Origin of the sequence: Coprococcus sp. AF21-14LB (assembly GCF_003458885.1) — a bacterium.
Classification (GTDB): domain Bacteria; phylum Bacillota; class Clostridia; order Lachnospirales; family Lachnospiraceae; genus UBA9414.
In genome coordinates this window covers 59,578-83,197 of sequence record NZ_QRVX01000003.1, presented here as the reverse complement: position 1 = coordinate 83,197, position 23,620 = coordinate 59,578, and the positions used below count along the sequence as shown (strand labels likewise).

Annotated in this window: 18 protein-coding genes and 1 pseudogene; all 19 read right to left on the bottom strand. The window is 37.6% G+C overall.

What is annotated here, in order from left to right; genetic code table 11:
* Window position 1 precedes the first annotated feature (1 nt).
* On the bottom strand, window positions 2-769 hold the full coding sequence (locus DWX73_RS01525; protein WP_242996515.1) for a glycosyltransferase family 2 protein: 768 nt from the start codon (window positions 767-769) through the stop codon (window positions 2-4).
* The gene (locus DWX73_RS01520; RefSeq protein WP_118346375.1) at window positions 763-1,527 is read right to left on the bottom strand and encodes a glycosyltransferase family 2 protein; all 765 of its coding nucleotides are present in this window, start codon (window positions 1,525-1,527) and stop codon (window positions 763-765) included. The genes DWX73_RS01525 and DWX73_RS01520 overlap by 7 nt, the downstream gene beginning before the upstream one ends.
* Complete coding sequence (locus tag DWX73_RS01515; RefSeq protein WP_118346374.1) at window positions 1,524-2,939, bottom strand: sugar transferase; 1,416 nt, start codon at window positions 2,937-2,939, stop codon at window positions 1,524-1,526. The genes DWX73_RS01520 and DWX73_RS01515 overlap by 4 nt, the downstream gene beginning before the upstream one ends.
* Window positions 2,940-3,145: 206 nt before the next feature.
* Window positions 3,146-4,993 (bottom strand): glycosyltransferase family 2 protein, encoded by a 1,848-nt coding sequence (locus DWX73_RS01510; protein WP_118346373.1) that lies wholly within the window; start codon window positions 4,991-4,993, stop codon window positions 3,146-3,148.
* A 25-nt stretch (window positions 4,994-5,018) separates the two neighbouring features.
* Window positions 5,019-5,642 (bottom strand): GerMN domain-containing protein, encoded by a 624-nt coding sequence (locus DWX73_RS01505; RefSeq protein WP_158556809.1) that lies wholly within the window; start codon window positions 5,640-5,642, stop codon window positions 5,019-5,021.
* 16 nt (window positions 5,643-5,658) lie between these two features.
* A complete protein-coding gene (gene rfbD, locus DWX73_RS01500; RefSeq protein ID WP_118346371.1) occupies window positions 5,659-6,501 on the bottom strand; it encodes a dTDP-4-dehydrorhamnose reductase in 843 nt (280 codons plus the stop codon).
* 20 nt (window positions 6,502-6,521) lie between these two features.
* A complete protein-coding gene (locus tag DWX73_RS01495) occupies window positions 6,522-8,960 on the bottom strand; it encodes a glycosyltransferase family 2 protein (RefSeq protein WP_118346370.1) in 2,439 nt (812 codons plus the stop codon).
* A gap of 11 nt (window positions 8,961-8,971) precedes the next feature.
* Window positions 8,972-9,577, bottom strand: a complete 606-nt coding sequence (locus tag DWX73_RS01490; protein ID WP_118346369.1) for a hypothetical protein — start codon at window positions 9,575-9,577, stop codon at window positions 8,972-8,974.
* 19 nt (window positions 9,578-9,596) lie between these two features.
* Window positions 9,597-10,331 carry an ABC transporter ATP-binding protein gene (locus DWX73_RS01485; protein ID WP_118346368.1) on the bottom strand — a complete coding sequence of 245 codons (735 nt, stop codon included), beginning with the start codon at window positions 10,329-10,331 and terminating at the stop codon, window positions 9,597-9,599.
* Window positions 10,332-10,340: 9 nt separating this feature from the next.
* Window positions 10,341-11,117, bottom strand: a complete 777-nt coding sequence (locus tag DWX73_RS01480) for an ABC transporter permease (RefSeq protein WP_118346367.1) — start codon at window positions 11,115-11,117, stop codon at window positions 10,341-10,343.
* 19 nt (window positions 11,118-11,136) lie between these two features.
* Entirely contained in the window at window positions 11,137-11,697 is a 561-nt protein-coding gene (gene rfbC / locus DWX73_RS01475) for a dTDP-4-dehydrorhamnose 3,5-epimerase (protein ID WP_118346366.1), read from the bottom strand.
* 193 nt (window positions 11,698-11,890) lie between these two features.
* Window positions 11,891-13,969, bottom strand: a complete 2,079-nt coding sequence (locus tag DWX73_RS01470; protein WP_118346365.1) for a hypothetical protein — start codon at window positions 13,967-13,969, stop codon at window positions 11,891-11,893.
* Between the two features lie 210 nt (window positions 13,970-14,179).
* Entirely contained in the window at window positions 14,180-15,043 is an 864-nt protein-coding gene (locus DWX73_RS01465) for a GBS Bsp-like repeat-containing protein (RefSeq protein ID WP_118346364.1), read from the bottom strand.
* Between the two features lie 101 nt (window positions 15,044-15,144).
* The gene (locus DWX73_RS01460) at window positions 15,145-18,198 is read right to left on the bottom strand and encodes a GBS Bsp-like repeat-containing protein (protein ID WP_118346363.1); all 3,054 of its coding nucleotides are present in this window, start codon (window positions 18,196-18,198) and stop codon (window positions 15,145-15,147) included.
* A 61-nt stretch (window positions 18,199-18,259) separates the two neighbouring features.
* Complete coding sequence (locus DWX73_RS01455) at window positions 18,260-20,188, bottom strand: DUF7657 domain-containing protein (RefSeq protein ID WP_118346362.1); 1,929 nt, start codon at window positions 20,186-20,188, stop codon at window positions 18,260-18,262.
* 35 nt (window positions 20,189-20,223) lie between these two features.
* Window positions 20,224-20,532 carry a DUF2304 domain-containing protein gene (locus DWX73_RS01450; protein WP_242996514.1) on the bottom strand — a complete coding sequence of 103 codons (309 nt, stop codon included), beginning with the start codon at window positions 20,530-20,532 and terminating at the stop codon, window positions 20,224-20,226.
* A gap of 13 nt (window positions 20,533-20,545) precedes the next feature.
* Window positions 20,546-21,238, bottom strand: coding sequence for a glycosyltransferase family 2 protein (locus DWX73_RS01445; RefSeq protein ID WP_118346361.1), 693 nt, complete (start codon window positions 21,236-21,238; stop codon window positions 20,546-20,548).
* Between the two features lie 17 nt (window positions 21,239-21,255).
* A pseudogene (wecB, locus tag DWX73_RS01440) lies at window positions 21,256-22,397 on the bottom strand (non-hydrolyzing UDP-N-acetylglucosamine 2-epimerase).
* Between the two features lie 17 nt (window positions 22,398-22,414).
* Window positions 22,415-23,614 (bottom strand): capsular polysaccharide biosynthesis protein CapF, encoded by a 1,200-nt coding sequence (locus tag DWX73_RS01435; protein WP_118346360.1) that lies wholly within the window; start codon window positions 23,612-23,614, stop codon window positions 22,415-22,417.
* Window positions 23,615-23,620: the final 6 nt, after the last annotated feature.

Below are 23,620 nucleotides of genomic sequence, written 5' to 3'. Positions count from 1 at the left end.
TTTATACTCCTTTATGCTTTCCTCTTTGCCTGCCGCAGACTTTCTCCCGTATCATCCGCGCCACAAAACAACTTACAAATACGATCCGATTACGAATCATCTTAAAGATTCCATAATGCTTCATATCGGATTGATTCTCTCCATGCCTTCGATACAGTAATAAAGGCTTCCTGTAGAAACAGGACTCGCCAAACAGTGCATCTCCCAGTACTCCGATCCACTGATCATGCATCTCAATCCGGGACGGAATCGGAATAACCGTTTCAAGAAGTTCCCTCCGAAATGCCATGCAGCATCCGATATAGCTGTTTTTCACAATATTTTTCACAACTCCTGCTCCTGCATTTCGAAAATCAAAAAAAGAATCCATCATAAATTCTTCAGGGTTTTCTCCGGCAAATACATGGGCATCGTGGATCACTACCATACAATGCTTTTCCCTAAAACAATTCAGAACGGTTTCCACCTTTGTATCTATCCATATATCGTCCTGATCTGCCAGAAATATATATTTCCCTCTGGTGTGCAAAAGCGCGTGTTCTACATTCTTCTTAACGCCTTTTCCCGGTCCGCTTATCAGACGTATTCTGGAATCTGTCTTCTGAAAAGAACGAATCAGATCAATTGTTCCGTCGTTTGATCCGTCATCCGAAATTACAACTTCATCTTCTTCGCCAAGCTGATTCAAAATCGAAACCAGCTGCTGTTCCAGATAACGCACTCCATTATAAGTCACAACAGCAACCGAAATGCGGATTTGATCTACCACAGCTTCCACCCCCATTTGTGAAAATATTTCATCATTGAAATCACATGACAGAGCAGAAGCTTCATATCTTTGTGCGATCCCTTCTCCCAGCGGTGAATTACGGTTGTGTCCGGACAATAAACAAGACGCTTTTCCTGCCTTACCCGCCGGCACAGATCCGCGTCTTCCATGTACATAAAATACCGCGGATCAAATCCACCAAGCCTGCAAAACAATTCTGTGCGAATAAACAAAAAGCTTCCCTGCGCAAACGGCACTTCAAAAACTTTTGTATAATCCATTTCCTGCATCGTATGGTATCGCTGCCTTTTCCTGAAACACCCCGGCAAAAACATGCGGATTCCCATGTCCGCCACTGTAAGTTCTCTTCGGTACGCATCCTGACGCATCCCCTGCTCATCCACCATTCTTGGCACAGCCATTCCAATCGTCTCATCCTTCATAAATTCAAGAAGAATCGAAAACGTATCTTCTTTCAAAAGAATATCCGGATTCACAATTGCATGGAACCTTGACTCCAGATTCGGAAGCACATAATTATGTCCGCCTCCAAATCCGAGGTTCTCTCCTGTTCGCATGTAGATTACATCTGAAAATTCCCGGGACAAATCTGCAAGCGTATTCGTCTGAATGCTGTTATCAATAATATAAATCTGTTTGGATATAGTCACAGCGGTATGCTCCTCAATGGAACATACCGCATTTCTCACATCCGTCTCGTTATGATAAGCTACAATTGCAATTGAAATATCTATCATGATGATCCTTTTCCTGTCAGCACTACAAGGACTGTACGGAACAAAATCCGCATATCCATTCCCAGTGACCAGTTGGATATATACTGGGTATCCAGTGCCACAATCTTTTCAAAATCTTTAATATCGCTCCGTCCACTGACCTGCCACATTCCGGTAAGTCCCGGTCTGATGCCAAGCCTTGCTTTATGATGAAGCTCATACTGTTTAAACTCTTCCACTGTCGGCGGTCTTGTCCCGACAAGACTCATATCCCCTTTCAGCACATTCCAGAACTGCGGAAGTTCATCGATGGAATATTTACGCATAAATTTTCCGATACCAAAGATGCGGGGATCATTCTCCATCTTGAACATGAGCCCTTTCATCTCATTTTGTGCCATAAGGTCTTTCTTCATTGCATCTGCTCCAACGACCATCGTGCGGAATTTGTAAAACTTAAACTGACGTCCATTCTTTCCGACACGTGTCTGTGAATAGAAGATTGGTCCCGGAGACTGGATCTTAACAATCGGTGCAAAAATCAGAAAGGCAATTCCTGTAATGAAAAGTCCGACAAGACTTCCGACAATATCCATCGCCCGCTTTAAAAACAGCTGTCTCGTAGTCGCAATCTTCATACTGGAGGTCAAGACCATGTATCTTCCATAATGCTCTACCATCTTATTTGGCATCAGCTGTGATTCTCGCACAAGACTGAAATGAACTGTCAGTCCAAGTTCGATCAGCTCATTTGCCAAAGCCTCGCTGCCTTCCCTTGTATCTCCATGAATAAAAATCTCATCTACCACATTGAGACGGACATACTCAAGAAAGGTATCTGCCGCCGCAACAACAGGCACTCCGTACACTTCTTCACCGGTCTTGTCCACATCCAGAAGCACCACGCCTGCTACTTCAAATTCTTTATAGCGATTATCTCTAAAATCAGAAACACATTCCAGAGCATATCTCTCTTCTGTAATAATGATCATTTTAGAAAATTTCTTTCTGTGGATCATGTATTGTCTTACAATGATCTTCAAAATACATCTTCCAAAATATTCCACAAAGATAGATGCTGCCCAGAATACAAGAATAACCTGGCGAGAATAAATCTCCGATTGCTTTGTCACCCACAGATAAACAGTAATCCCAAGAAAGATCGCTGTACAGTGCATAACAACCGCTTTTAGCTCCTGAACCCGATTCCTGCGCAGAATCCCGGTATAAGCCTCTGTAAAAAATACAATCGAAAGATCTAACAACAGCAATACAAGTGCAAGCCTGTCATAGTAATCCTGAATGACTGGAAAACGAAACATCTTATCCACACGAATCATATATGAAATATAAAATGTAATTTCCAGACAGAGCGCATCTAACAGCAAAAAGTCAAGATGCTTTACCCAGCTTTTTTTATTCTTCTTGTACATAATATAATTCCTTTACCTAAAATGACTGTTCTATCATATAACAGGAGTTTCTGAAACTCAATATTTTTTGTCTTAAATTTTCCTTAATCTGCCCAAACTGCTTCAAAAATATGCACAAATTCAGGATAAACTTTTTTTTATTATACCATTGAATGAAAAAAAGGGCAAGTTTTTAACAAAACCCGCCCTTTTCACACATTTTTAATCTATGACTTTCTGTCGTTATTCTTCAAAGAATAATCACATTTTATCAACGAAAAATTCACATTGTAATAGGGATCTCCCTGCTCAAGAATCTGACTCCAACGCTCTTTCATGTAATCAATCTCACCCTGAAAGCGTTTCAGCTTTTCTTTCGTGTCTTCTTTTCCCCGTGTTTTTGATTCATAGTGATATAACTCTACATTCGGATTATATACAATAAGATATCCTGCTTTTCGAATTTTCAAACAGAAGTCTACATCATTAAATGCCACTGCCAGATCTTCCTCGAATCCCTTTACCTTCTCAAATGCATGACGCTCCACCATCATACATGCCGCCGTCACTGCGCTTAAATCCTGCTGAATCGATGCTTTGTGAAGATATCCTGTAAAGCTTCTCGACATACCGGTAAACATATTCCCGGCAATTCCGCCGATCCCAATAACAATTCCTGCATGCTGAATCGTATTGTCCGGATAGTAAAGCTTCGCCCCTACAACTCCGACATGTTTTCTCTGACAATGAGACAGCATTTCCGTCATCCAGTCACTGTTGATCACTTCCACATCATTATTCAGGAAGAGCAGATAATCTCCTGTGGCATGCCGTACGCCAAAGTTATTGATTGCCGAATAATTAAACTCTCGATCCCAATAAATTACCTTCAGCCAGTCACGCTCAATTTTCTTATAAAACTCAAATGTTTCGCTCTTTTCACTATTATTTTCTACAACAATAATCTCATAGTTTTTATAATCTGTTTTTTCCCGAATGGAATGGATACATTTCTCAAGAGATGCAATTTCATCTTTGTTCGGGATAATAATTGACACCTTCGGATTTCCGATCACCGGATATTTTACCCGATAAAATCCAAGATCTTTTGTATGGCTGACCTCGCCCTTTTCTCCCACTCGTTTTAAGTGTTCTTCAATCGCTCTCTTTCCCGCATCAAATGCATACATTTTACTTGCCGGATTGTCCGCAGTAGAAGCCTTATGGGTTCTCCAGTGGTAAAGAATTTTCGGTACATGGTAGATACCTCTTGCCTTCTCTGTACAGCGGAAAATCAGATCGTAATCCTGCGCACCATTGAATTCCGGATGAAATCCGCCAACCTCATTCACGATTTCCCGTTTTGCCACAAAAAAGTGACAGATATAGTTGTTGGAACGCAAAAGATCTTCGCTAAAATCCGGTTTAAAATGCGGTTGGAAATGTTCTTTCAAATCTGCGGTTACCTTGTCTTCATCTGTATAGATAACATCCGCATCTTCCTTATTATTAATCACTTTCACAATCTCATAAAGTGCATTTGGCGCCAGCAGATCATCATGATCCAGAAGCGCTACATACTCTCCGGATGCAATCGACAGCGCTTTATTCGTATTCTGAGAGATTCCTTCGTTCTCCGGAACATTAATCACTTTCAGGCGTTTTGTTTTCTCCTGATAATGTTCCAGCACCTCGATTACTCCCTTATTATCTACGCTGGCATTTGCAATACAAAGCTCCCAGTTATGGTAGGTCTGTGTCCCGACAGATCTTAACAACTGAATAAGGAATTCCCGTGGAGTATTATAGACCGGAACAAGGATACTGATCAAAGGTTCTTTCGCAAAATGTTCTTTACGCTGTTTTGCAAGCTCTTCCTCAGATGCCTTATGATTCTCATACCATTTCCCATAATCTGCTGCTTCTGCCTGGAAACGCTCTTTCATTCGAAACCAGAATTCTTTCAGTCCATAATGTCTCAAATACAGCAGTCCCTTTTTAATATTATAAATAGAAAGCTTCCGAAGCACTTTCATCCAAGCAATCCGGTATTCCGGTTTTTTCTTATCACTCATATTAACAGTCCTTACCTTATCCTCATTATCTTGCTGATTCCATAAATTCCTGGTAACCATCATACTCTGCATGTCCTGTCGTCAGCATATTTCCATCAACAGTAATTTTGATACCATCACACACATATGCCTTCAAAAAGGTATTGCAGACACTTCCCATCGTCAGCATTTCTCCACTTGTCCCCTGACTTCCAAGATACTCTGCAAAATTCCCTGACAGATCCACATCCAAAAGTCGTTTTCCGCCTTCTTCTTTCAACTTACAGCTGTTTGCAGCAATATCTTCCGGAATTACATTCTTGTATGCAAGTTCATTCAAAATATTCGCTGCTGTCAAGTCCGGAATAACTGCCAATGTTGTGACAAATTCTGTGGCATCTTCATTGCTGCTGTACACTTCTATCTCACGCTGATTTTCTGTTTCTTCCCGCAGTTCTTCTTCTGTTTTTTCCTCGTCTGCTCCCGCATCATCCTGTGAAGTTTTATCTTCTGACGGTTCTTCCTCTTTTCCTGCAGTCTTATCCTGTTCTTCTGTTCCCTGCTGCTCCTGAACTTGTGCATCAGTTCCTGCACCGGTACCCTGTTCCCCGCATGCAGTCAGCGCAAGAACCAACACAATCGCAGCAACTGTTCCAATACGCCTCTTCATAGCACACCTCATTTCTCTACCGGATCACTTCCAGATAGCGCTTCAGAGCATCCTGCCATGACGGCAGCCGCTCAAATCCATTCTCACTTAGTTTCTCTTTGCTCATACGGCTATTGTGCGGTCTCTTTGCCTTTGCAGGAAATTCATCGCTCGTAACCGGATGTACCTTCACATTCATGCCTGCCTGTCTGAAAATCTCACAGGCAAATTCATACCAGGAACAAAAGCCTTCATTTGTAGCATGATATCTTCCGTATTTCTCTGTCTCTACCATATCTACGATCAGTCTTGCAAGATCATATGTGTATGTCGGTGAGCCGATCTGATCATTTACAACGCTAACCTCATCCCGTGTTTCCCCAAGTTTCAGCATTGTCTTAATAAAGTTCTTTCCGTTCACACCAAATACCCATGCGATTCGGATAATAAAGTATTTCTCGAGATTTTCTTCTACCGCGAGTTCACCTTCATATTTTCCAATTCCATATGCATTCAGTGGATCACGTCTGTCATCCGGCTCCCACGGACGTTCGCCTTCTCCATCAAACACATAGTCTGTACTAATGTACACCATTTTCAGGTCAAGTTTCTTACATACCTTCGCAATATTTTCTGTTCCGGATGCATTTACCTTGCGGCAAAGTTCAAGATTATCCTCGGCAGCATCTACTGCTGTATATGCTGCACAGTGAATAACCGCTTCTACATCTGCTTCTGTAATTACACGATCAACAGCTTCTGCATCTGTAATATCCATTTCATCAATGTCAACACCAATCGCTGTATGTCCTCTTTTTTCCAGCTCGTTCACTACATCGTAGCCAAGCTGTCCTTTTACACCTGTTACTAAAATTCTCATAATGGTTTCCTTTCTGGTTGTTATACCCTTAATGAAAAGTCGTTTCTTTCTAAGGTCAGATTTGGACTATAGTAAGGATCTCCCTCTTTTAGAAACTCTTTCCATCTTGTTGCAAATGTCATAATCTCCCCCTGGAATCTGCGGACTTTTTCTTCTGTATCTTCCAGACCTCTTGATTTCGATTCATAATGATGTAATTCAGCATAAGGATTGTACACAACCAGATATCCTGCTTTTCGCACTTTCAGACAAAAATCCACATCATTAAATGCTACAGCCAGCTTTTCCTCAAATCCTTCTACTTCTTCAAATACCGACTTCTTTACCATCATACATGCGGCAGTCACCGCACTTAAATCCTGTGCGCAAATAATTCTTGAAAAATATCCGACAGACTCTTTCGCCTCACCAACAAAGGCGTGGCCTGCAATTCCGCCAAGTCCTACAATTACTCCTGCATGCTGGATTGTATCATCCTCATAATATAATCTTGCACCTACAATTCCCACTTCCGGTCTCATACAATATGACAACAGTTCTCTAACACAATCCGGATTGATGATTTCTGTATCATTATTTAAAAACAGCAGGTATTCTCCGTTCGCTGATTTTACACCAAAATTATTAATTGCCGAATAATTGAATTCTCTTTTCCAATAAACTACTTTGACTTTGCTGTTTTCTTTTTGAAGCTTTTCATAATACGCAAATGTTTCCGGAAGTTCACTGTTATTTTCAATAATAATATATTCTATATTCTTATAATCAGAAATTTCTTCCAGAGAACGAATACATTTATCAAGATCTTCTGTATGATCTTTATTTGGAATAACAACAGAAACCAACGGTTCTTCCTTTAATCCATATACTGTGCGATAAGCACCATGCATTTCAACCTGTTCGACTTTTGCTTCAATTCCAAGCCGTTCATAATGTGCCTGAATTGCTCTGACTCCTGCCTCAAATGCATACGCTTTGCTTTCCGGATTCTCTGCTGTCGAATCTTTATGCGCTCTCCAATGATACAGGATTTTCGGAATATGTTTGATTTTTTCTGCCTGCTCTGCACAACGCAGTACAAAATCATAATCCTGTGCACCATCAAATTCACTTCGCAAATTCCCCACTTTTTCGTATAAACTACGCTTCACAACGAACAAATGGCAAATATAATTCATACTTCTCAGCAGATCAATATTAAAGTCTGATTTGAAATGAGGCTGGTAATATTCTTTTCCGTCCATCGTCACTTTATCTTCATCAGTATAAATAACGTCAATTCCTCTTTCCTCATTCAAAACTTTCACACACTGATAAAGTGCATCCGGCGCCAGTAAATCATCATGATCTCCAAAAACAATAAAATCTCCTGTCGCAGCGTCTAAAGCTCTATTTGTATTATCGGAAATCTGAAGCTGCTCATTATTGTAAATCACTTTAATCCTGTGATCTTTTTGCTCATATTTTTTCAATACAGCAGTTAACGGCGAATTCTTTCCACTTCCATCTGAAAGACATAATTCCCAATTTGCATAGGATTGCTTTCTGACAGAATCAATCATTTCATCCAAATATTTTTCCGGCGTTTTATAAAGCGGAACTACAATTGAAAACTTCGGCATATACGAAAAAGTTTCTTTTTTCTGCTGTCTCAAATCTCTCATATTCGACCAGTATTTTCTTCTCCATACATCATATGTCGTTGTATCTTGATGCGTAAGCTTTTCGTATGTTCTTATCAACGCCTTCTGCAGACCAAACTGACGGTAAAATGCCACTCCTTTTATCGCCATTTCCTCGGATTTCTTAATAACTTTTACAACTGTGGATGATTGCAGATTTAAAACATATTCTGATTTTTTTGCTTTACTCTGTAAAACAATTCGTACTTTTTTTGCTGAAACGTTTTTGCATAATGCTTCAAACCCTACGATCTCCTCTTCTGCACATTCCGGATACTGCTTCAGTACGTCCGGACGCCGGCGATATTGAACTTCTATTTTCAATGGTTTTTTCCCATCATATACTGTCATTTTCGTATCTTCTGTTGCAATATACCAACCTTTAAACCAGATTCCTTTTTCAGTATTTTTGCCTTCTTCGATAAATTTTTCAACCTTATTCTGACGTTTTATGAATTTTTTTACCGGAAGCGAAAAAGCTTCTCCTCCAACTCCTTTGTAAAAATTAAAAACCTGAATATTTTCATACTGTTGATAGTTTTCCGGAAGCACTGCTTTAATATAATACTCCACCGGAATTTCTTCCATCTTGAGGCACTGCTCTGCGGATATCACTCCTGTTGTTTTTTCTATCGTAAATTTTAACTTTTTTTTATCTACACAAACAAGTAATTCATTCTCGTTTGCCTCTTTTTCTTTAAATATTCCTTTGATATGAATAATACGCTTATTTTTTAAATCCGGTCTCCAATTTGTTATCCAGAATTTATTTTCCATTAAAACTACCTCTACTTAAACAATTTATACAGTACTTTTAAGAATACAGCAATATAAAGAATAAACATCAGAAGAACTAAGAACGTTTCCACCTGAAATTCTTTTACAAGCATTCTTAAAACTAAAGTTCCCGCTGTTTCATTTTGATTGACTTCAAAAACCTCATTTGCATTCTCTGCCGGTGTATAATAAAATCCAATTCCATTTTCCGCAGTTGCATTTGTCTCTTTTAAGATAAGTTTGTAAGTTTTTCCTGTATTTAATTTGACTGTATCAAATTTTTCTTTATAGAACTTATCATTCTGCATTTCAGATGCAGGTATCGTTCCCTCTGTCAATGTCGTGCCTTTTTCATCTTCCAATATATATTGTACATCTACATTGGACACATCCCCATGCACAGTTGTTTTGATCGAAAATCCGTTGATTTTATTTTTTTCTGCAAGAAACTCCTGCACCAAAGTACCCTGTGACAGAACTCCTGTATTTTGACACATCGTATACTCCACATCAAAATCCGGATTATATATACGTTCTTCATGAATCCCACTGGCATATAATGCTGCAAGAGCAATGAAAACTATAGATACCAACAGGATCTTAAAATATTTTTTCATGATTAATCAGACCTCTACCTTAAGAATTTTTGTATTCTTCCCCTATAATCTGGGAATCACCCATTTTCTTCAAAGTTCCCTTTTCAAGCCAAACTACTTTTTTACATAGTTTCATAACCTGTTCAATGCTATGAGACACAAACAAAAGAGTAGTCCCATGATCCATCATATTTTGAATTCTTTCCTCACATTTCTGCTGAAACCGAAAGTCTCCTACAGAAAGGACTTCATCTACAATCAGAATATCCGGAATACCAATCGTTGCAATCGCAAAAGCAAGCCTGGAAACCATTCCTGAGGAAAAGTTCTTTACAGGAACATTCATAAATTCTCCTAATTCTGAAAATTCCACGATATCGCCATAATGCTCGTCCATTTCTTTTCTGGAATATCCCAATAGAGCACCATTCAAATATACATTCTCTCGCGCAGTTAAATCAAAATCAAATCCTGCTCCAAGTTCAATTAAAGGCGCAATCGTTCCATAAGTTCTGACGCTTCCTTTCGTCGGTTTCAAAACACCTGCGATCGTTTTCAGCATCGTACTTTTTCCACTTCCATTTAGTCCAATTAAACCGACGGAATCTCCCTTATAAATCTGGAAAGAAACATCCTTTAACGCCCAAAACTCATCATAAGAGACCTGTTTTTTTAATGTTTTAATAATATATTCTTTAATACTGTCTACTTTTTCCGATGCCAGATTAAACTTCATTGCTACATGTTCGACATCTATCATAATTTGCTGTTCCATACAACACTCCTATATATTAAGAATAAATTCATCCTGCATTTTATAAAATACACGAAGACCAATCGCAAGCATAACCGCCGCTTCTGCGATACCAATGATAATTGATGTAACAGATGGCAGTGTATTATACATCATCACATTTCTGAACATATTCAAAATATTTGTCAACGGGTTACACATTACAATCATTTTAACCTTTTCCGGCAAAAGATTCATTGGATAAATCACCGGAGTCAGATACATCAATGCTGTTACGAAAACAGAATATAAATGCATAATATCCCTGAACTTTACAGTAATTGCAGACAACACAAGCCCGGCTCCCAATGAAAAAACCATCAACAGCAGCATCGGAATCCATGCCAATAATACTGTATAGTGAAGCTCTACTTTCAATGCCACCATTACGATAATCATTGCACAAAACGACGCACAAAGATTAATAATACTTGAAATGACACGAGAAACTACAAATAGGTATTTCGGTATATATATCTTCTTTATCAGAGACGCATTATTAATAATTGCTGACATCGAAGAAGTTGTCGCATCAGAATAAAAATTGAATATCAGCTGTCCGCTTAACAGATATACCGGAAAATTTTCCATTCCAAATTTAAACAAATTGGAAAATACAATTGATAGGACAATCATCATGCACAATGGATTCAGCAATGTCCATAAAACACCAAGCACAGATCTGCGGTACTTAATTTTGATATCACGAGATACAAGCTCACTTAACAACGGTCTGTATTTCATGAAATTTTGTATAAATTGTGTCACCACTCTTCCTCCAATAATCTTATTTATTCAATTCGCGAATTCCGCCCCATTTTTTGTCTTTCTCTGATAAGATCAAGTCATTCTCTGTCATTCCTTCCGGCATTGGCCATTCCACACCGATCTCCGGATCATTCCATGCCAAACCGCCTTCATCATTCGGATGATAAAAATCGGAACATTTGTATACAAATTCTGCCTTCTCTGATAACACAACAAAACCATGTGCAAAGTTTTTCGGAATAAAAAACTGCTTTTTATTTTCTGCTGAAAGAATCACCCCATACCATTGTCCATATGTCGGTGAACCTTCTCTTAAATCTACAGCAACATCGAATACTTCGCCATTTACAACGCGAACAAGTTTATCCTGCGGATAATTAATCTGGAAATGAAGACCTCTTAATACACCCTTTGTTGAGCTGGATTGGTTATCCTGTACAAACTCCACATCAATTCCGGCTTCTTTAAAATCATTATAATTATATGTTTCCATAAAATAGCCGCGTTCATCTCCAAATACCTGTGGTGTAACTACCTTCAGCCCTTCGATATGACATGTCTCAACTGTTATCTTGCCCATAAATTATTTCTCCTTTTACTATGTTATATCAGTTTCAATTGATCTCAATGCAAATAGCAGTATCCAATCAATACCGCTCCACATTCCAAAATATACATTAAATCAACCAATATTGTAACATCTTTGGCAGTATTTTTCAATTATCTCTTCTGATATGTCTCAAATTCCGGCTTGAATAGGGCAATTTCATTCTCTATCTTTTGATTTTTCTTATGATTTCTCTCATTTTCCATGTCTTAGTTTGTTCCATCGCTTCGATCTTATGCTGCTGCATTTTATTGACCTGTTCTTTTTCTTCTAACCTTTTCTCCAGTACATTCAATTGCTTTTGAACATATTTTAGCATTTCCGCATTTTGTATTGATTTTGCCATAAATGTAAGTTCCAGCAATGTACCATCCTTTTTTAATTCAATATCATACTGCGGATCTTCATTTAAGAAAATGTCCCATCCCTTTTCTTTTGCAGCATCAATCGGACGTATTTCTATCTCCTTTTTCTCAAATCTTACTTCTAACACCTTGCATCTGCAAAATGCTTCCATCGGATCAAAACGAATTGCTTTACAATTTTCCGGTATTTTAATGTAAAGATGAATTTTTTGTCCTTCCACATAATCATAGGCTTCCGCACATACCTCATTCAACCCATTTCCCATATCAAAATAAATTTTTGCTGTAGAAACCTGAAGTTCTAACGTTCCACTAATTCCTTCCGCATATCTTAATATACGTTCTTTCTCAATTAGATCATAATAGCTGCTCATTTCTTTTCTCTTCGCCGGATACGCCATGAGTTTATTATAAAATGAATCAAACTTCTCATTCATCTGATACAATGCTTCTGCTTTTTTACGCCAGACTTTCTGCAGTTGAACCGCTTTACTATAATTTTCTAAAATGTCCTGCACAATATCTTCTGCTGTTTCTTTTCTTTGAAAACCTCTTCCCGAAAAATTATATTCTCTTGCCCGTTCAAAATTGTTTTCAGTTAAATATCCAGGACCTCCATAATAATCATATATGTATGGAATTGTTCCGCAAGCAAGGCAATACTGCACCGTCTTTCCAATGGTAATAACGACATCGTATTTACGAAGCAATTCACCTGTCATAAGAACTGCTTCATATTGCTGTCCATAAAACTTCACTTCAATTCCTTGTTCCCTTAAAATTTCAGCCACTCTAACAATATCATCTTGGATATGATTAGAAACAACCGCAATTGATTTCAGTGTTTCCCGCTTCTTTTCTGTATATACATCAAAAAATTCTTCGTCTACACAATTTTCTATTTTTTCAATTGGAATTTCTTTTCCAATTTCTTCTCGAATCCGATTTTCAATTTCCTGACTGACACAGCAAATCACATCTGCCTTTTTTGTAAAGCACGGAAGAGCCTCCAGTGAATTATAAATCCCTAGACGTGATACAACTAAACGATCGCAACTAATTTGGTTTTTCAAAATAACCCAATCGACCACTGCATAATGTTGTGCCCAGAAAATATCATAATGTCGAAATGGCAAATGATATTCCAGACAATTTACCACATGGAGTCTCGGAATTTTTTCAAAAAATTCCATAAGCGGATATGCTTTTGCAAAAACTGCAACAACAACTTCATATCCCTTTTTCAAAAACTGCTTCGCAATTGAAAGCGTATGTAACTCTGAGCCGGTATATTTCTGAACAAAAAGATTTGTGATCAATACTCTCTTATTTTCCGGTAAACTATACGCCTCTTCATATAGAATATCTTTCCGGAATCCCTTTTTATCTAAATCATATTTTTTGCTAATTTGGAAATATCCATCATTGACAAGAATAACTTTCTGTTTCATTTCCTCTTCAATAACAATTTCAAAATGCTCCTGTTGAACATTAAATTTATAAGCAATTTTATTGGACACCAAAAAAATTTCTGTCCGTTCCACACCTTTCCAATAAACGTCCTTTTCTATGCTATGTTTAACTGTTGCCGAATAAGCCACCGGAAAAGGATTGCAAGTTAGTTCTCTTAACCGATACAGCAGTGAAGGTGCATACCGATAATCTAATCTTGAAAAGAAAATCCAGTCCTGACTGCTTATGTTTGTCTGTAGATCATCTTTATGTATCAGATAACTATCAAACTTTCTTACTTCTTCTGATATGGTTTCTTGCTCTAATATGTAAATCTGATCTACATACTGCTCCATATTTTTTATATACTGTTGAATTGTTTCAAAATCATCATTTTCTTTTAAGCAAACTACATTAATAATTCCCATATTCCCATTCCTCTGTTAGTTAAAATAAGCAGTATCAAAAGATACTGCCCTAATTAAACAATGTACTTATTTTAGTATAACAGAGTTGCAGGAAATTACAACAAATCTATTGCTATTATTTTCGATTTTTTATACATTTTCCACAACAGCAAAAAACCGTAACCAAGTACTAACAGTCTCACCTGTTTTCATTTAGTTACGGTTTTATTATTATTTTATTGCATCAATCACTGCCATTAGTTTATTGCCATAATTTTTGTCAGCAGCCCATTTACCGCTTAAAGCCTGTACAGATGTTGCTTTATTTCTCAGTCCATTCCACCATCTAGGATCTACACATTCCTGATTCAAAGGCTGATCACTCGCATAGCATTTTAAATGCTGTACCTGTGCTCTAATGCCTGTTCTCACATCCGGAAAACTATTTCCTGCTGCTCCGTTGCCAGTTGCTCCTAAACCACAGAAATTAAACTGCTCTATTTTGACATCTCCGCCAAATTTAAACCATCCTGTCTCCACCATTGCCTGAGCAAATACAACTTCTGCCTTTACACCTTCTGCCAACGCTTCACTTTCTACAATCTTACAAAACTCTTCAATTGTAGGTGCTCCCCCTTTTCCAAGTGCCTCTGATGGATACTCCTTCTTTGCTGCCTTAAAATATAAAATCATTTTTTCAGCTGTCGCTTCAGCAGTTCCCATAATTTTATACACTCTTACACCATCAAAAATCTGGCTGCCTAAAAATTTTTCAACACCATCGTCAAACTGCACATATCCATGGACATTGTATTTTCCGCTAACATCATGCTTATTGATATCAACTTTCGCTTTCCATACTCCCGTGGCATCACGTTCTGCATTATACCACTGAATATCATTTTGCCCATTTGGTTCACTCCATACAGCAAATTTCACTGTTTTGACATTTCCTAAAAATCCGGCATTTGCAGCAGAAATTTCATATAAATCTTTTTCCTCTGTCAGTGCCTGTGCTTTCAATTGATAATCCGGCTGTTCTATTTTAGCAGTTGTCGTTTTGATTAAATGCTCAGCTCCTGACTGTTCAAACAAATAAATATGAATATTGTAAATTCCTGTATCATGCTTATGATTCTTTGCTGAAACATTTACTTTATAACTTCCGTCATTCTGCTTTCCTGCAGTATACCAGACTAAATCATCCTGCCATTCGTTTCACTCCAAACTGCCACTGAAATTTTCTTAACACCTGTAGCCGCATAAACTTTAGCTAAATTAACGTTAATATTGCCTTTTTCGTCTGTTGTCACATCAATCTTTCCTATGGATGCTACTCCTTGTTTCTTCACTTCAAAGCTTGTAGTTCCTAAAAACTTATCTGTTCCATCTGCTAACATCGCATATACATGAACTAAGAATGTTCCTGAAGACTTATGTCTTGCAATCTCTGCAGTAGCTGTCCATGTTCCTGAACCATTTTGCTTTCCTGTGTACCAGATCAGGTCATCTTGTCCATTTTCTGCACTCCATACAGCAAAACGAACATTTTGTACATTTCCATATTTACCGACATTGGCTGCTTTTAATTGAAAGTTTTTCTGACTTCCATCCATATCACTGGCAGTAATTTTTACTTCCGCCAATTCTACTCTTGTAGATGTAGTCTTTAATAAGAATGCTTTGCCTGTTTTATCAAATAAATATACATGAATATTATAGATTCCCGTATTATACTTGTGGTTCTTAATATCTACATTAACGTAATATGTTCCATCTGCTTTTTTGCTTGCATCATACCATACAAGGTCATCCTGACCATTTTCTTCACTCCAGATTGGAACCTGGATATTCTTTACTCCATTTGATGCTGTTACGCCTTTTAATAAAACTTCAAATGTGTTTTCATTTGTTTTATTGACTTCCAGTTTTTCAATAGAAGCTGTTGTCTGTTTTTTCACTGTGAATTCTGTATTTCCCAAAAACTTATCCGTTCCATCAGCCAACACAGAGTATGAATGCACATAAAAGACGCCTGTTCCTGTATGCGTGGAAGTGTCTATTGTAACCTGCCAAACCCCGGAATTATTTCTAGTTCCAAAATACCACTTCATATCATCTTGCCCATTTTCTGCACTCCATACAGCAAAACGAACATTCTGTACATTTCCGTAAATACCAACATTTGATGCTGATAATTGTACTTGTGTACTATTATCCGGCAATGGTTTTGCCGCTATACTGACATTTGGAACTGATATGCTGATATTTGTTGCCTTAGGCAAGAATGATAGCCCTTCTTTATCAAATAAATAGATATGGACATTATAGATACCGGCATCATATTTATGATTTGCAATATTGACCTGTACTTTATAATCACCATTGCTTTGTTTGCTCATTGTATACCAGACAATATCATCCTGACCATTGTTCTCACTCCAAACAGCTGCCTGAATCCGGTCAACGCCGTTCGGTGCATTAATTCCACTTACAACAATATCAAGCTTTGTTTTATCCGTTGCGTTTTGACTTACTTTAAGCGTATCAATAGAGGCATGATAATAAATAACCTTATATTGCCCATCATTAGCTAAAATCTGATTGCCCTGTTTGTCTATAATGTATACATGTGCAATATAATTGCCTCTGTCTCCTTTATGTTTTTTAATATCGACAGAAACTTTATAGGTACCATCACTTTGTCTTTGCGCCGCATACCAATAAATATCATCCTGATTATTATTAGCACTCCAAATCGGCACATATATTGTCTGAATCTTCTCTTCATTTTTTACATCAGATAAAATCACATCAAATGTATCTTCACCTGTTGCCTTGAATTCAATCTTTCCTACACCGGGTTCTTTTCGAGGACCGCCATTAAGCAAATCATATTGATTAATGATCCCTTTTGCATCTGCAATTCCCAGCTGTTTTAAGTAAGATTCTTTTTTTAGATTAGCTGAATCCACGTTTCCTGATACAAACGCATGTTCAATTAGTACAGCCGGTTTGCCAAGCGCCTTCGCCTCATTATGTAGTGTCCAGTAATCATCTTTCACACCATTTGGATCATGGGAACCGTCCGTAGAATCTTTAGAATAGATTCCCCTGTCTTTCAGACCTAATGCTACCAGTTCTTTCTGGATTTTTTCAGCCAATGCCTTACTTTCCAGTCCGATTGCTGCATCATAGCTTTGATTCTGATAAATTACTTCTGCACCATTTGCTGAACCGCTTCCTGAAGAATTGAAATGAAAACTTACAATGACATCTGCACCTTGCTGTACAGCTTTTTGCACTCTCTGCCGTATGTCTTTTGCTGAGCTATAACTTCCCGGCAATGGATTCGGACATTCTGCACCAGTTCTTGTCATAATAACTTTTACACCATCATACTTTTCTAATTCTTCTTTACAATAATTCGCTACCTTTAAAGTCAGCACTTCCTCTGCTAATCCATTGGCATGCGCTCCCCCGCAATGGCTGTCATGCCCTGGATCAAGCGCAATTACGAACTCTGAATCTCTGCTTTCTCTTGCTCTGGTAGAAAATTGTGAAATTGCAGTTGGCGCTGCCATTTGCCGGATTGCACTTTCTACTGCCTCTGTAATATTATCTCCGGATTCCTCCACAACATTTCCGTCATCACCCATTGCATATGCAGTAACTTCCGGCACAGCTTCTGTATCTTTCACTTTATCCTCAGCACTTACTTCAAATTCTGCAATTTCTTCCTCTTGAAATTCCAGAAATATCTTCTCTTCGCCAATAGCACACTCTACTCCTATGAGGCGGTAACTACCCTGAGATAATATATCATATGGAAGTGTAAATAATACCGTATTATCTACCATATTGCTGGCTTCGATTTCATTTCTTTCAGCAGTTTCCTTGAATTCATAAATCAAACTCGCTGAATCTAACTTCTTCTCTTCATCTTCCAAAGCTACTACGATATTCTGCTCTTCACCATCCGCTAAAATTTTTTTATCCAAATAGATATACTCTATTTCTTCTTGATTTTCGGATATTTCTTGTGAATTTTCTACTTCTTCTTGAGTATTTTCATCAGGATTAGTAGCTTCTGCTTCCTGCTCTAATGAGATTTCATTCTCCTCTTCTGAAATAATTGTCTTATTCTCATCATTTTCGGAAATTTCTACCGCCATGGATTCTATTCCAGAAAAAGAAATCAGCATACACATCATTAATATCACACTTATTTTTTTTACCAGCTTATTCATTATTTCCTCCCTTGTATTTTAACTTTTATCTAAAGTAGTATAACATATTTTCTTTTATATGTCATTCTACTTTATAAATACTTGTGTTATCTTCTGAATAAATTCTTGTTAATTTAACGGTAGTATTACTGTATTTTTCTAATTCTGCATTAAATGAAATCACATAATCCACATGCAATTCTTTTAATTGCGTTACATTCATAATGACTTTCACCAAATCCGGTTGGAGCAGTTCCAATTCTGTATCGTCCTCTGTTAATTCCAACATAATGTGTGAATATCTATTATATATATCTTCCTGTTTCTTCTCAGGATCCAATATGTACCAAAAATCAAAATTCGGACAATTATTCACTGAATTTAGTACTCTTACCCCATTAGCTAATGCGTAACTTTGCAGCGCAATTCCGGAATCAACCCCCAGCCACACTGCTTCTGCATCCGCAGTCTTAATTTCCTGCATTTTTTTTGCCAGCGGTTTCTCATGTAACACACCAGTTCCTTTTGTCAGTGGTGGAACTGTAATCACAACAATAACAGACATTCCTAAGAGAATTGTTGTCAAAATACCATTCACTTTTTTGTCACGCAGCATGAATAAAAATCCAATCACTCCAAAAATTACTAAAACAAAAATTTGCTTTTTCAGTGAAAAGTATACTGGCTGCAGCGTTTGCAGCGCTTTTATTCCGACGCAAACTACAGCTAACGAAGAAAGCCCGCACACAAGATAGTATTTTACACTTTTTTTATTCGTATAAACATACTCTGACAAAATTTTAATTAACAAGATTACACAAATGACATTCACGATCAGCTGTGACCGTTCCGGTGTTGACATTGACATAAGCGTAATTTTACTTAGGTATTTCATTGGAACATAGTTCCAAAGTGTCATAAGTGTTGCTATCGTAACCAATATCGTTAGCAGACTGTCTTTTTTATGCTGAATATGGTTTTTGATGCATAAATATATTCCCACAAGAATCGGCAATGGGTATAGACTAATAAACTGCGCTGCTTCTGACGAATTCACAACCGGATATTTTCCAAATAGCCATGACAGTAAATAGTAAAAGTTTAATTGCCAGCCAGTTCCTCCAACTGCACTTCTTTCTCCCGGATATACCGTATTTCCCATCGCTTCTATGACATCCAGTGACATAATCAGTCCCGGAGCAACAATCGCACACACAATTGCTACTGAAATTATCAAATATAAGAATCGTTTCCATGATAATTTTTCTTTATTGTCAACCAATATCCAAATAAAGATGCCAAGAAACAGGTATCCATACGGTATCTGCCATGCCGGATATACGGTTAAAATGTAACAGCTTCCGGACCATCCAAGTCCAATTGCACTCAATACTTTTTTACTCGTTTCATCAGAAGTAACTAATTTATAGAAACACACAGCTGCAATACTTCCTGATCCCATTATGAAAAATGAATTCCACCAGAAAAAAGTTGGAGAACATGCGATCAATACAGCTCCCAGTAGCGAGTATATTTTTTTTCTTTTTGTCAGAATCATCATCAATTCCAACACCCCAAAAAAAGTCAAAAAAATAGGTAAATTCCAATAAAATGAAAAAGCTTGTTCCATTGGCAGGAAAAAACTTCCCCAAAATTGCGGAAAACCTAACGCTGTGATTGTTTTTGTTGGAAGTGGCGGAAATAGAACTGTTGAAGTTTCTTTTGCCATAAGTGCGTTGTTTGTTGGACTAAATTCTTTATTATATAAGTATTGTGAAAACCATTCCGGTGTCGAGACAATAAACTCATCACTCCGAATTGGTTTATATTCTCCCCACACTTCTTCATATTTATCATTTTGGATTGATGGCTGAACAATCTCATTATAATATCCCATCGACGAACCATGAAGTCCGTTTGCAACTAAAAAAATAAAAAGAAAAACTCCAATAAGATATCGAAAACGAAAAACCATCTCACCGATTTGTTTTATTTTTGCTCCTCTATCCATTTATTTTTCTTCCTCCAGATCTTTTCTCAGCAACGCTAGCTCCTGTGCCAGTTCTTCACTCGAATAGACATTCTTGAAAGCGACATTGTCAAAGTTAAAATAATCGCCAGTGCAAACAAGAATCCAAAGAAAAAGAGCATATTTACCGGACTGGCAATTCCAATTTTCTCTGCAATCCATGCCAGCAAATCCGGAAAACATGCCAGAATTATTACGCTGACTCCAACTCCAAGCCAGGAAAGTGCATAGCGCAGCTCCAATCTCTTTTTTCGAATCATATTGAGGAGATATGACATTGAAAATAATGCGCCAAATACAACAATCAATTGAATTTTAATATCCATTATTCATACCTCCCTAATACTTTCTGATTCTTTCAATCAGAATTGCCATGCTTACTTTAATCATATAATATACTGAATTTTTCATAGAGATTGATGAAACACCGCCAGACCGTTCTTTCATAATTACCGGTATCTCTTTTACTTTTTTCCCACGATTCAGAACAGTAACTACACTTTCCGGTTCCGGGTAATCTTTTGGATAATCCTCAGCAAACATTTCTATGATTTCTCTGTCAACCATACGAAGTCCCGACGTCGGATCTGTAATCGTAACACCTGTTAGTATTTTTATTAAATGTGTAAAGTATTTTATACCGACGCGTCTAAGTCCGGATGACTGAAATCCCTGTTTTTCTATAAACCTGGAACCTATCACCATATTGACTTTTTCTTTTTCCATATATGCAGCCATTTCTTCCAGAAATTTCGGATCATGCTGCCCGTCTCCATCTACCTGAACCGCAATATCATATCCATTTCTTTTGGCATAGAGATAACCTGTCTGCACAGCTCCTCCAATACCCAGATTGATCGGTAATGCAACAACATTATAACCATGCTCATGACATATTTCTAATGTATTGTCTTTGGAGCAATCATTGATAATTACATAGTCAAAATCCGGCGCTTCTCTCTTTATTGCTTCTACTGTCCCTACTATATTTTCACTCTCATTATACGCTGGTATAATAATTAGTTTTTTCATCCTTTTTCCTCAACTGCCTAATATTTACGCCATACCATCTTATTGACTACTCCAGTATAAGATTGAATCAATTTTACAACTTTTGTACTAACGTTCTCATCTACATAATTCGGTACATCTAATCCATTGTCTCCGTTTTTCACCATTTCAACTGCTGTGTCTACTGCCTGCAGCACCTGTTCTGTCGTAATACCCGCAAGAATAAAGTTTCCTTTATCCAATGCTTCCGGTCGTTCTGTAGAAGTACGGATGCAGACTGCCGGGAACGGGTAACCTTGTGAATTGAAAAAGCTTGACTCCTCCGGAAGTGTACCGCTATCTGATACTACAGCAAAAGCATTCATCTGCAGCTTATTATAATCATGGAATCCCAATGGTTCATGACATTTTACCAGATCATGGAATTGAAAGCCTCGCTGCTCAATATATTTTTTGCTTCTTGGATGCATAGAATACAAAATTGGCATTTGATATTTCTCTGCCATTGCATTTACTGCATTCATTAAATTCAAAAAATTACTCTCAGTATCGATATTCTCTTCTCGGTGAGCCGAAAGTAAAATATATTTTCCTGCTTCCAAACCAAGTTTTTCTAAAATATCAGACTGCATAATGCTGTCTAAATTAGCATGAAGAACTTCTGCCATCGGAGATCCCGTAACATAGGTTCTTTCTTTTGCAGTTCCCTCTGAATTTAAGTATCGTCTTGCATGTTCAGAATAGCACATATTAACATCCGCTATATGATCCACAATTCTTCTATTTGTCTCTTCCGGAAGGCATTCGTCAAAGCAACGATTACCTGCTTCCATATGAAAAATAGGAATGTGAAGACGTTTCGCAGCGATTGCTGAAAGACAGCTGTTGGTATCTCCCAAAATCAAAAGTGCATCCGGTTTCACTTCACTCATTAATTTATAACTGCTTGCAATGATATTGCCGATTGTCTCTCCCAAATGTTCCCCTACCGCATTCAAATAATAATCCGGCTCACGGAGTCCAGATCATCGAAAAACACCTGATTTAAACAATAATCATAATTTTGTCCGGTATGAACAAGAATCTGTTCAAAATATACATCACATTTTTTTATTACCGCTGCCAATCGAATAATCTCCGGTCTCGTTCCAACAATTGTCATTAGCTTCAACTTACTCATTATACTCTCCTCTTCTGCTATACCTGCTCAAAAAATGTATCCGGTTTCTCTTGATCAAAACATTCATTGCACCACATGAACGTTACCAAATCCGTATCTCCCTCATTGATAATATTGTGTGTATAACCTGTTGGGATATCTATAACTTCAATTCTTTCCCCGCTCACATGATAGTCTATAATCGGATATTCTTTTCCTGTCTGTGGATTGATTCCAACTTTCCTGAATTGAATCAAACCTTTTCCGCTGACAACAACAAATTTCTCATTTTTTGTGTGATGCCAATGGTTTCCTTTTGTAATTCCCGGCTTACTAATATTTACAGAAAATTGTCCCCGCTCTTTTGTTCTCAGGATCTCTGTAAAACTTCCTCTGTCATCAATATTCATCTTCAAAGGATATGCAAATGCATCTTCCGGAAGATAACTTAGATAAGTAGAATACAATTTCTTTGAAAAACTGTTTTCTGTCATATCCGGTACTTCTTTCGTTTCTCTGCTTTCTTTAAAAGAATATAATAATTCTACAATCTCTCCCAGCGTGACTTCATGCACGGTAGGCACATAGCAATAACCGTCCGCTTTGACATTCGCCTGTCCATTTAAAGCTGCAATCAACTCAGCCACTACATCATCAATGTAAACCAGACTCATTTCTACCTTTGGATCGTTCACTTGAATCGGAAGATTATTTGCTATATTGTGGCAGAACGTAGCAACTGCGCTGTTATAATTTGGTCTGCACCATTTCCCAAACACATTTGGATAGCGATAAATATATACGGAAGCTCCCGTTTCTTTTGCATAATTAAAAAACAAATCTTCTCCTGCTTTTTTGCTTTTTCCATACTCACTTCCTGCAAATCTTCCTTCTAAACTTGCCTGAATAGACGAAGAAAGCATAATCGGACAATTATTTTTATATGTTCGAAGAAGTTCCAGTAATTCTGACGAAAATCCAAAATTTCCTTCCATGAACTCTTTCTCATCTTTAGGACGATTCACTCCCGCTAAATGAAATACAAAATCAGCTTCTTGACAAAACGCTTCCAACTCTTCTCTTGTATTTCCCAAGTCATATTCTAAAATCTCAATTTCTGATGGCTCCTTACAATTCTTTATAGAAAAAGAACGATCCTTTCCATCCCGAATATTTTTCAAAGTAGCTACTAAGTTTTGTCCTACAAAGCCTTTTGCTCCGGTAATCAAAATTTTCATTTTCTT

Excerpts from the sequence above, each read along its gene's own strand:
- DWX73_RS01520 (WP_118346375.1), bottom strand. The coding sequence starts at position 1,527 with ATGATAGATATTTCAATTGCAATTGTAGCTTATCATAACGAGACGGAT.
- DWX73_RS01515 (WP_118346374.1), bottom strand. The coding sequence starts at position 2,939 with ATGTACAAGAAGAATAAAAAAAGCTGGGTAAAGCATCTTGACTTTTTG.
- DWX73_RS01510 (WP_118346373.1), bottom strand. The coding sequence starts at position 4,993 with ATGAGTGATAAGAAAAAACCGGAATACCGGATTGCTTGGATGAAAGTG.
- DWX73_RS01505 (WP_158556809.1), bottom strand. The coding sequence starts at position 5,642 with ATGAAGAGGCGTATTGGAACAGTTGCTGCGATTGTGTTGGTTCTTGCG.
- rfbD (WP_118346371.1), bottom strand. The coding sequence starts at position 6,501 with ATGAGAATTTTAGTAACAGGTGTAAAAGGACAGCTTGGCTACGATGTA.
- DWX73_RS01495 (WP_118346370.1), bottom strand. The coding sequence starts at position 8,960 with ATGGAAAATAAATTCTGGATAACAAATTGGAGACCGGATTTAAAAAAT.
- DWX73_RS01490 (WP_118346369.1), bottom strand. The coding sequence starts at position 9,577 with ATGAAAAAATATTTTAAGATCCTGTTGGTATCTATAGTTTTCATTGCT.
- DWX73_RS01485 (WP_118346368.1), bottom strand. The coding sequence starts at position 10,331 with ATGGAACAGCAAATTATGATAGATGTCGAACATGTAGCAATGAAGTTT.
- rfbC (WP_118346366.1), bottom strand. The coding sequence starts at position 11,697 with ATGGGCAAGATAACAGTTGAGACATGTCATATCGAAGGGCTGAAGGTA.
- DWX73_RS01470 (WP_118346365.1), bottom strand. The coding sequence starts at position 13,969 with ATGGGAATTATTAATGTAGTTTGCTTAAAAGAAAATGATGATTTTGAA.
- DWX73_RS01460 (WP_118346363.1), bottom strand. The coding sequence starts at position 18,198 with ATGAATAAGCTGGTAAAAAAAATAAGTGTGATATTAATGATGTGTATG.
- DWX73_RS01455 (WP_118346362.1), bottom strand. The coding sequence starts at position 20,188 with ATGGATAGAGGAGCAAAAATAAAACAAATCGGTGAGATGGTTTTTCGT.
- DWX73_RS01450 (WP_242996514.1), bottom strand. The coding sequence starts at position 20,532 with ATGGATATTAAAATTCAATTGATTGTTGTATTTGGCGCATTATTTTCA.
- DWX73_RS01445 (WP_118346361.1), bottom strand. The coding sequence starts at position 21,238 with ATGAAAAAACTAATTATTATACCAGCGTATAATGAGAGTGAAAATATA.
- DWX73_RS01435 (WP_118346360.1), bottom strand. The coding sequence starts at position 23,614 with ATGAAAATTTTGATTACCGGAGCAAAAGGCTTTGTAGGACAAAACTTA.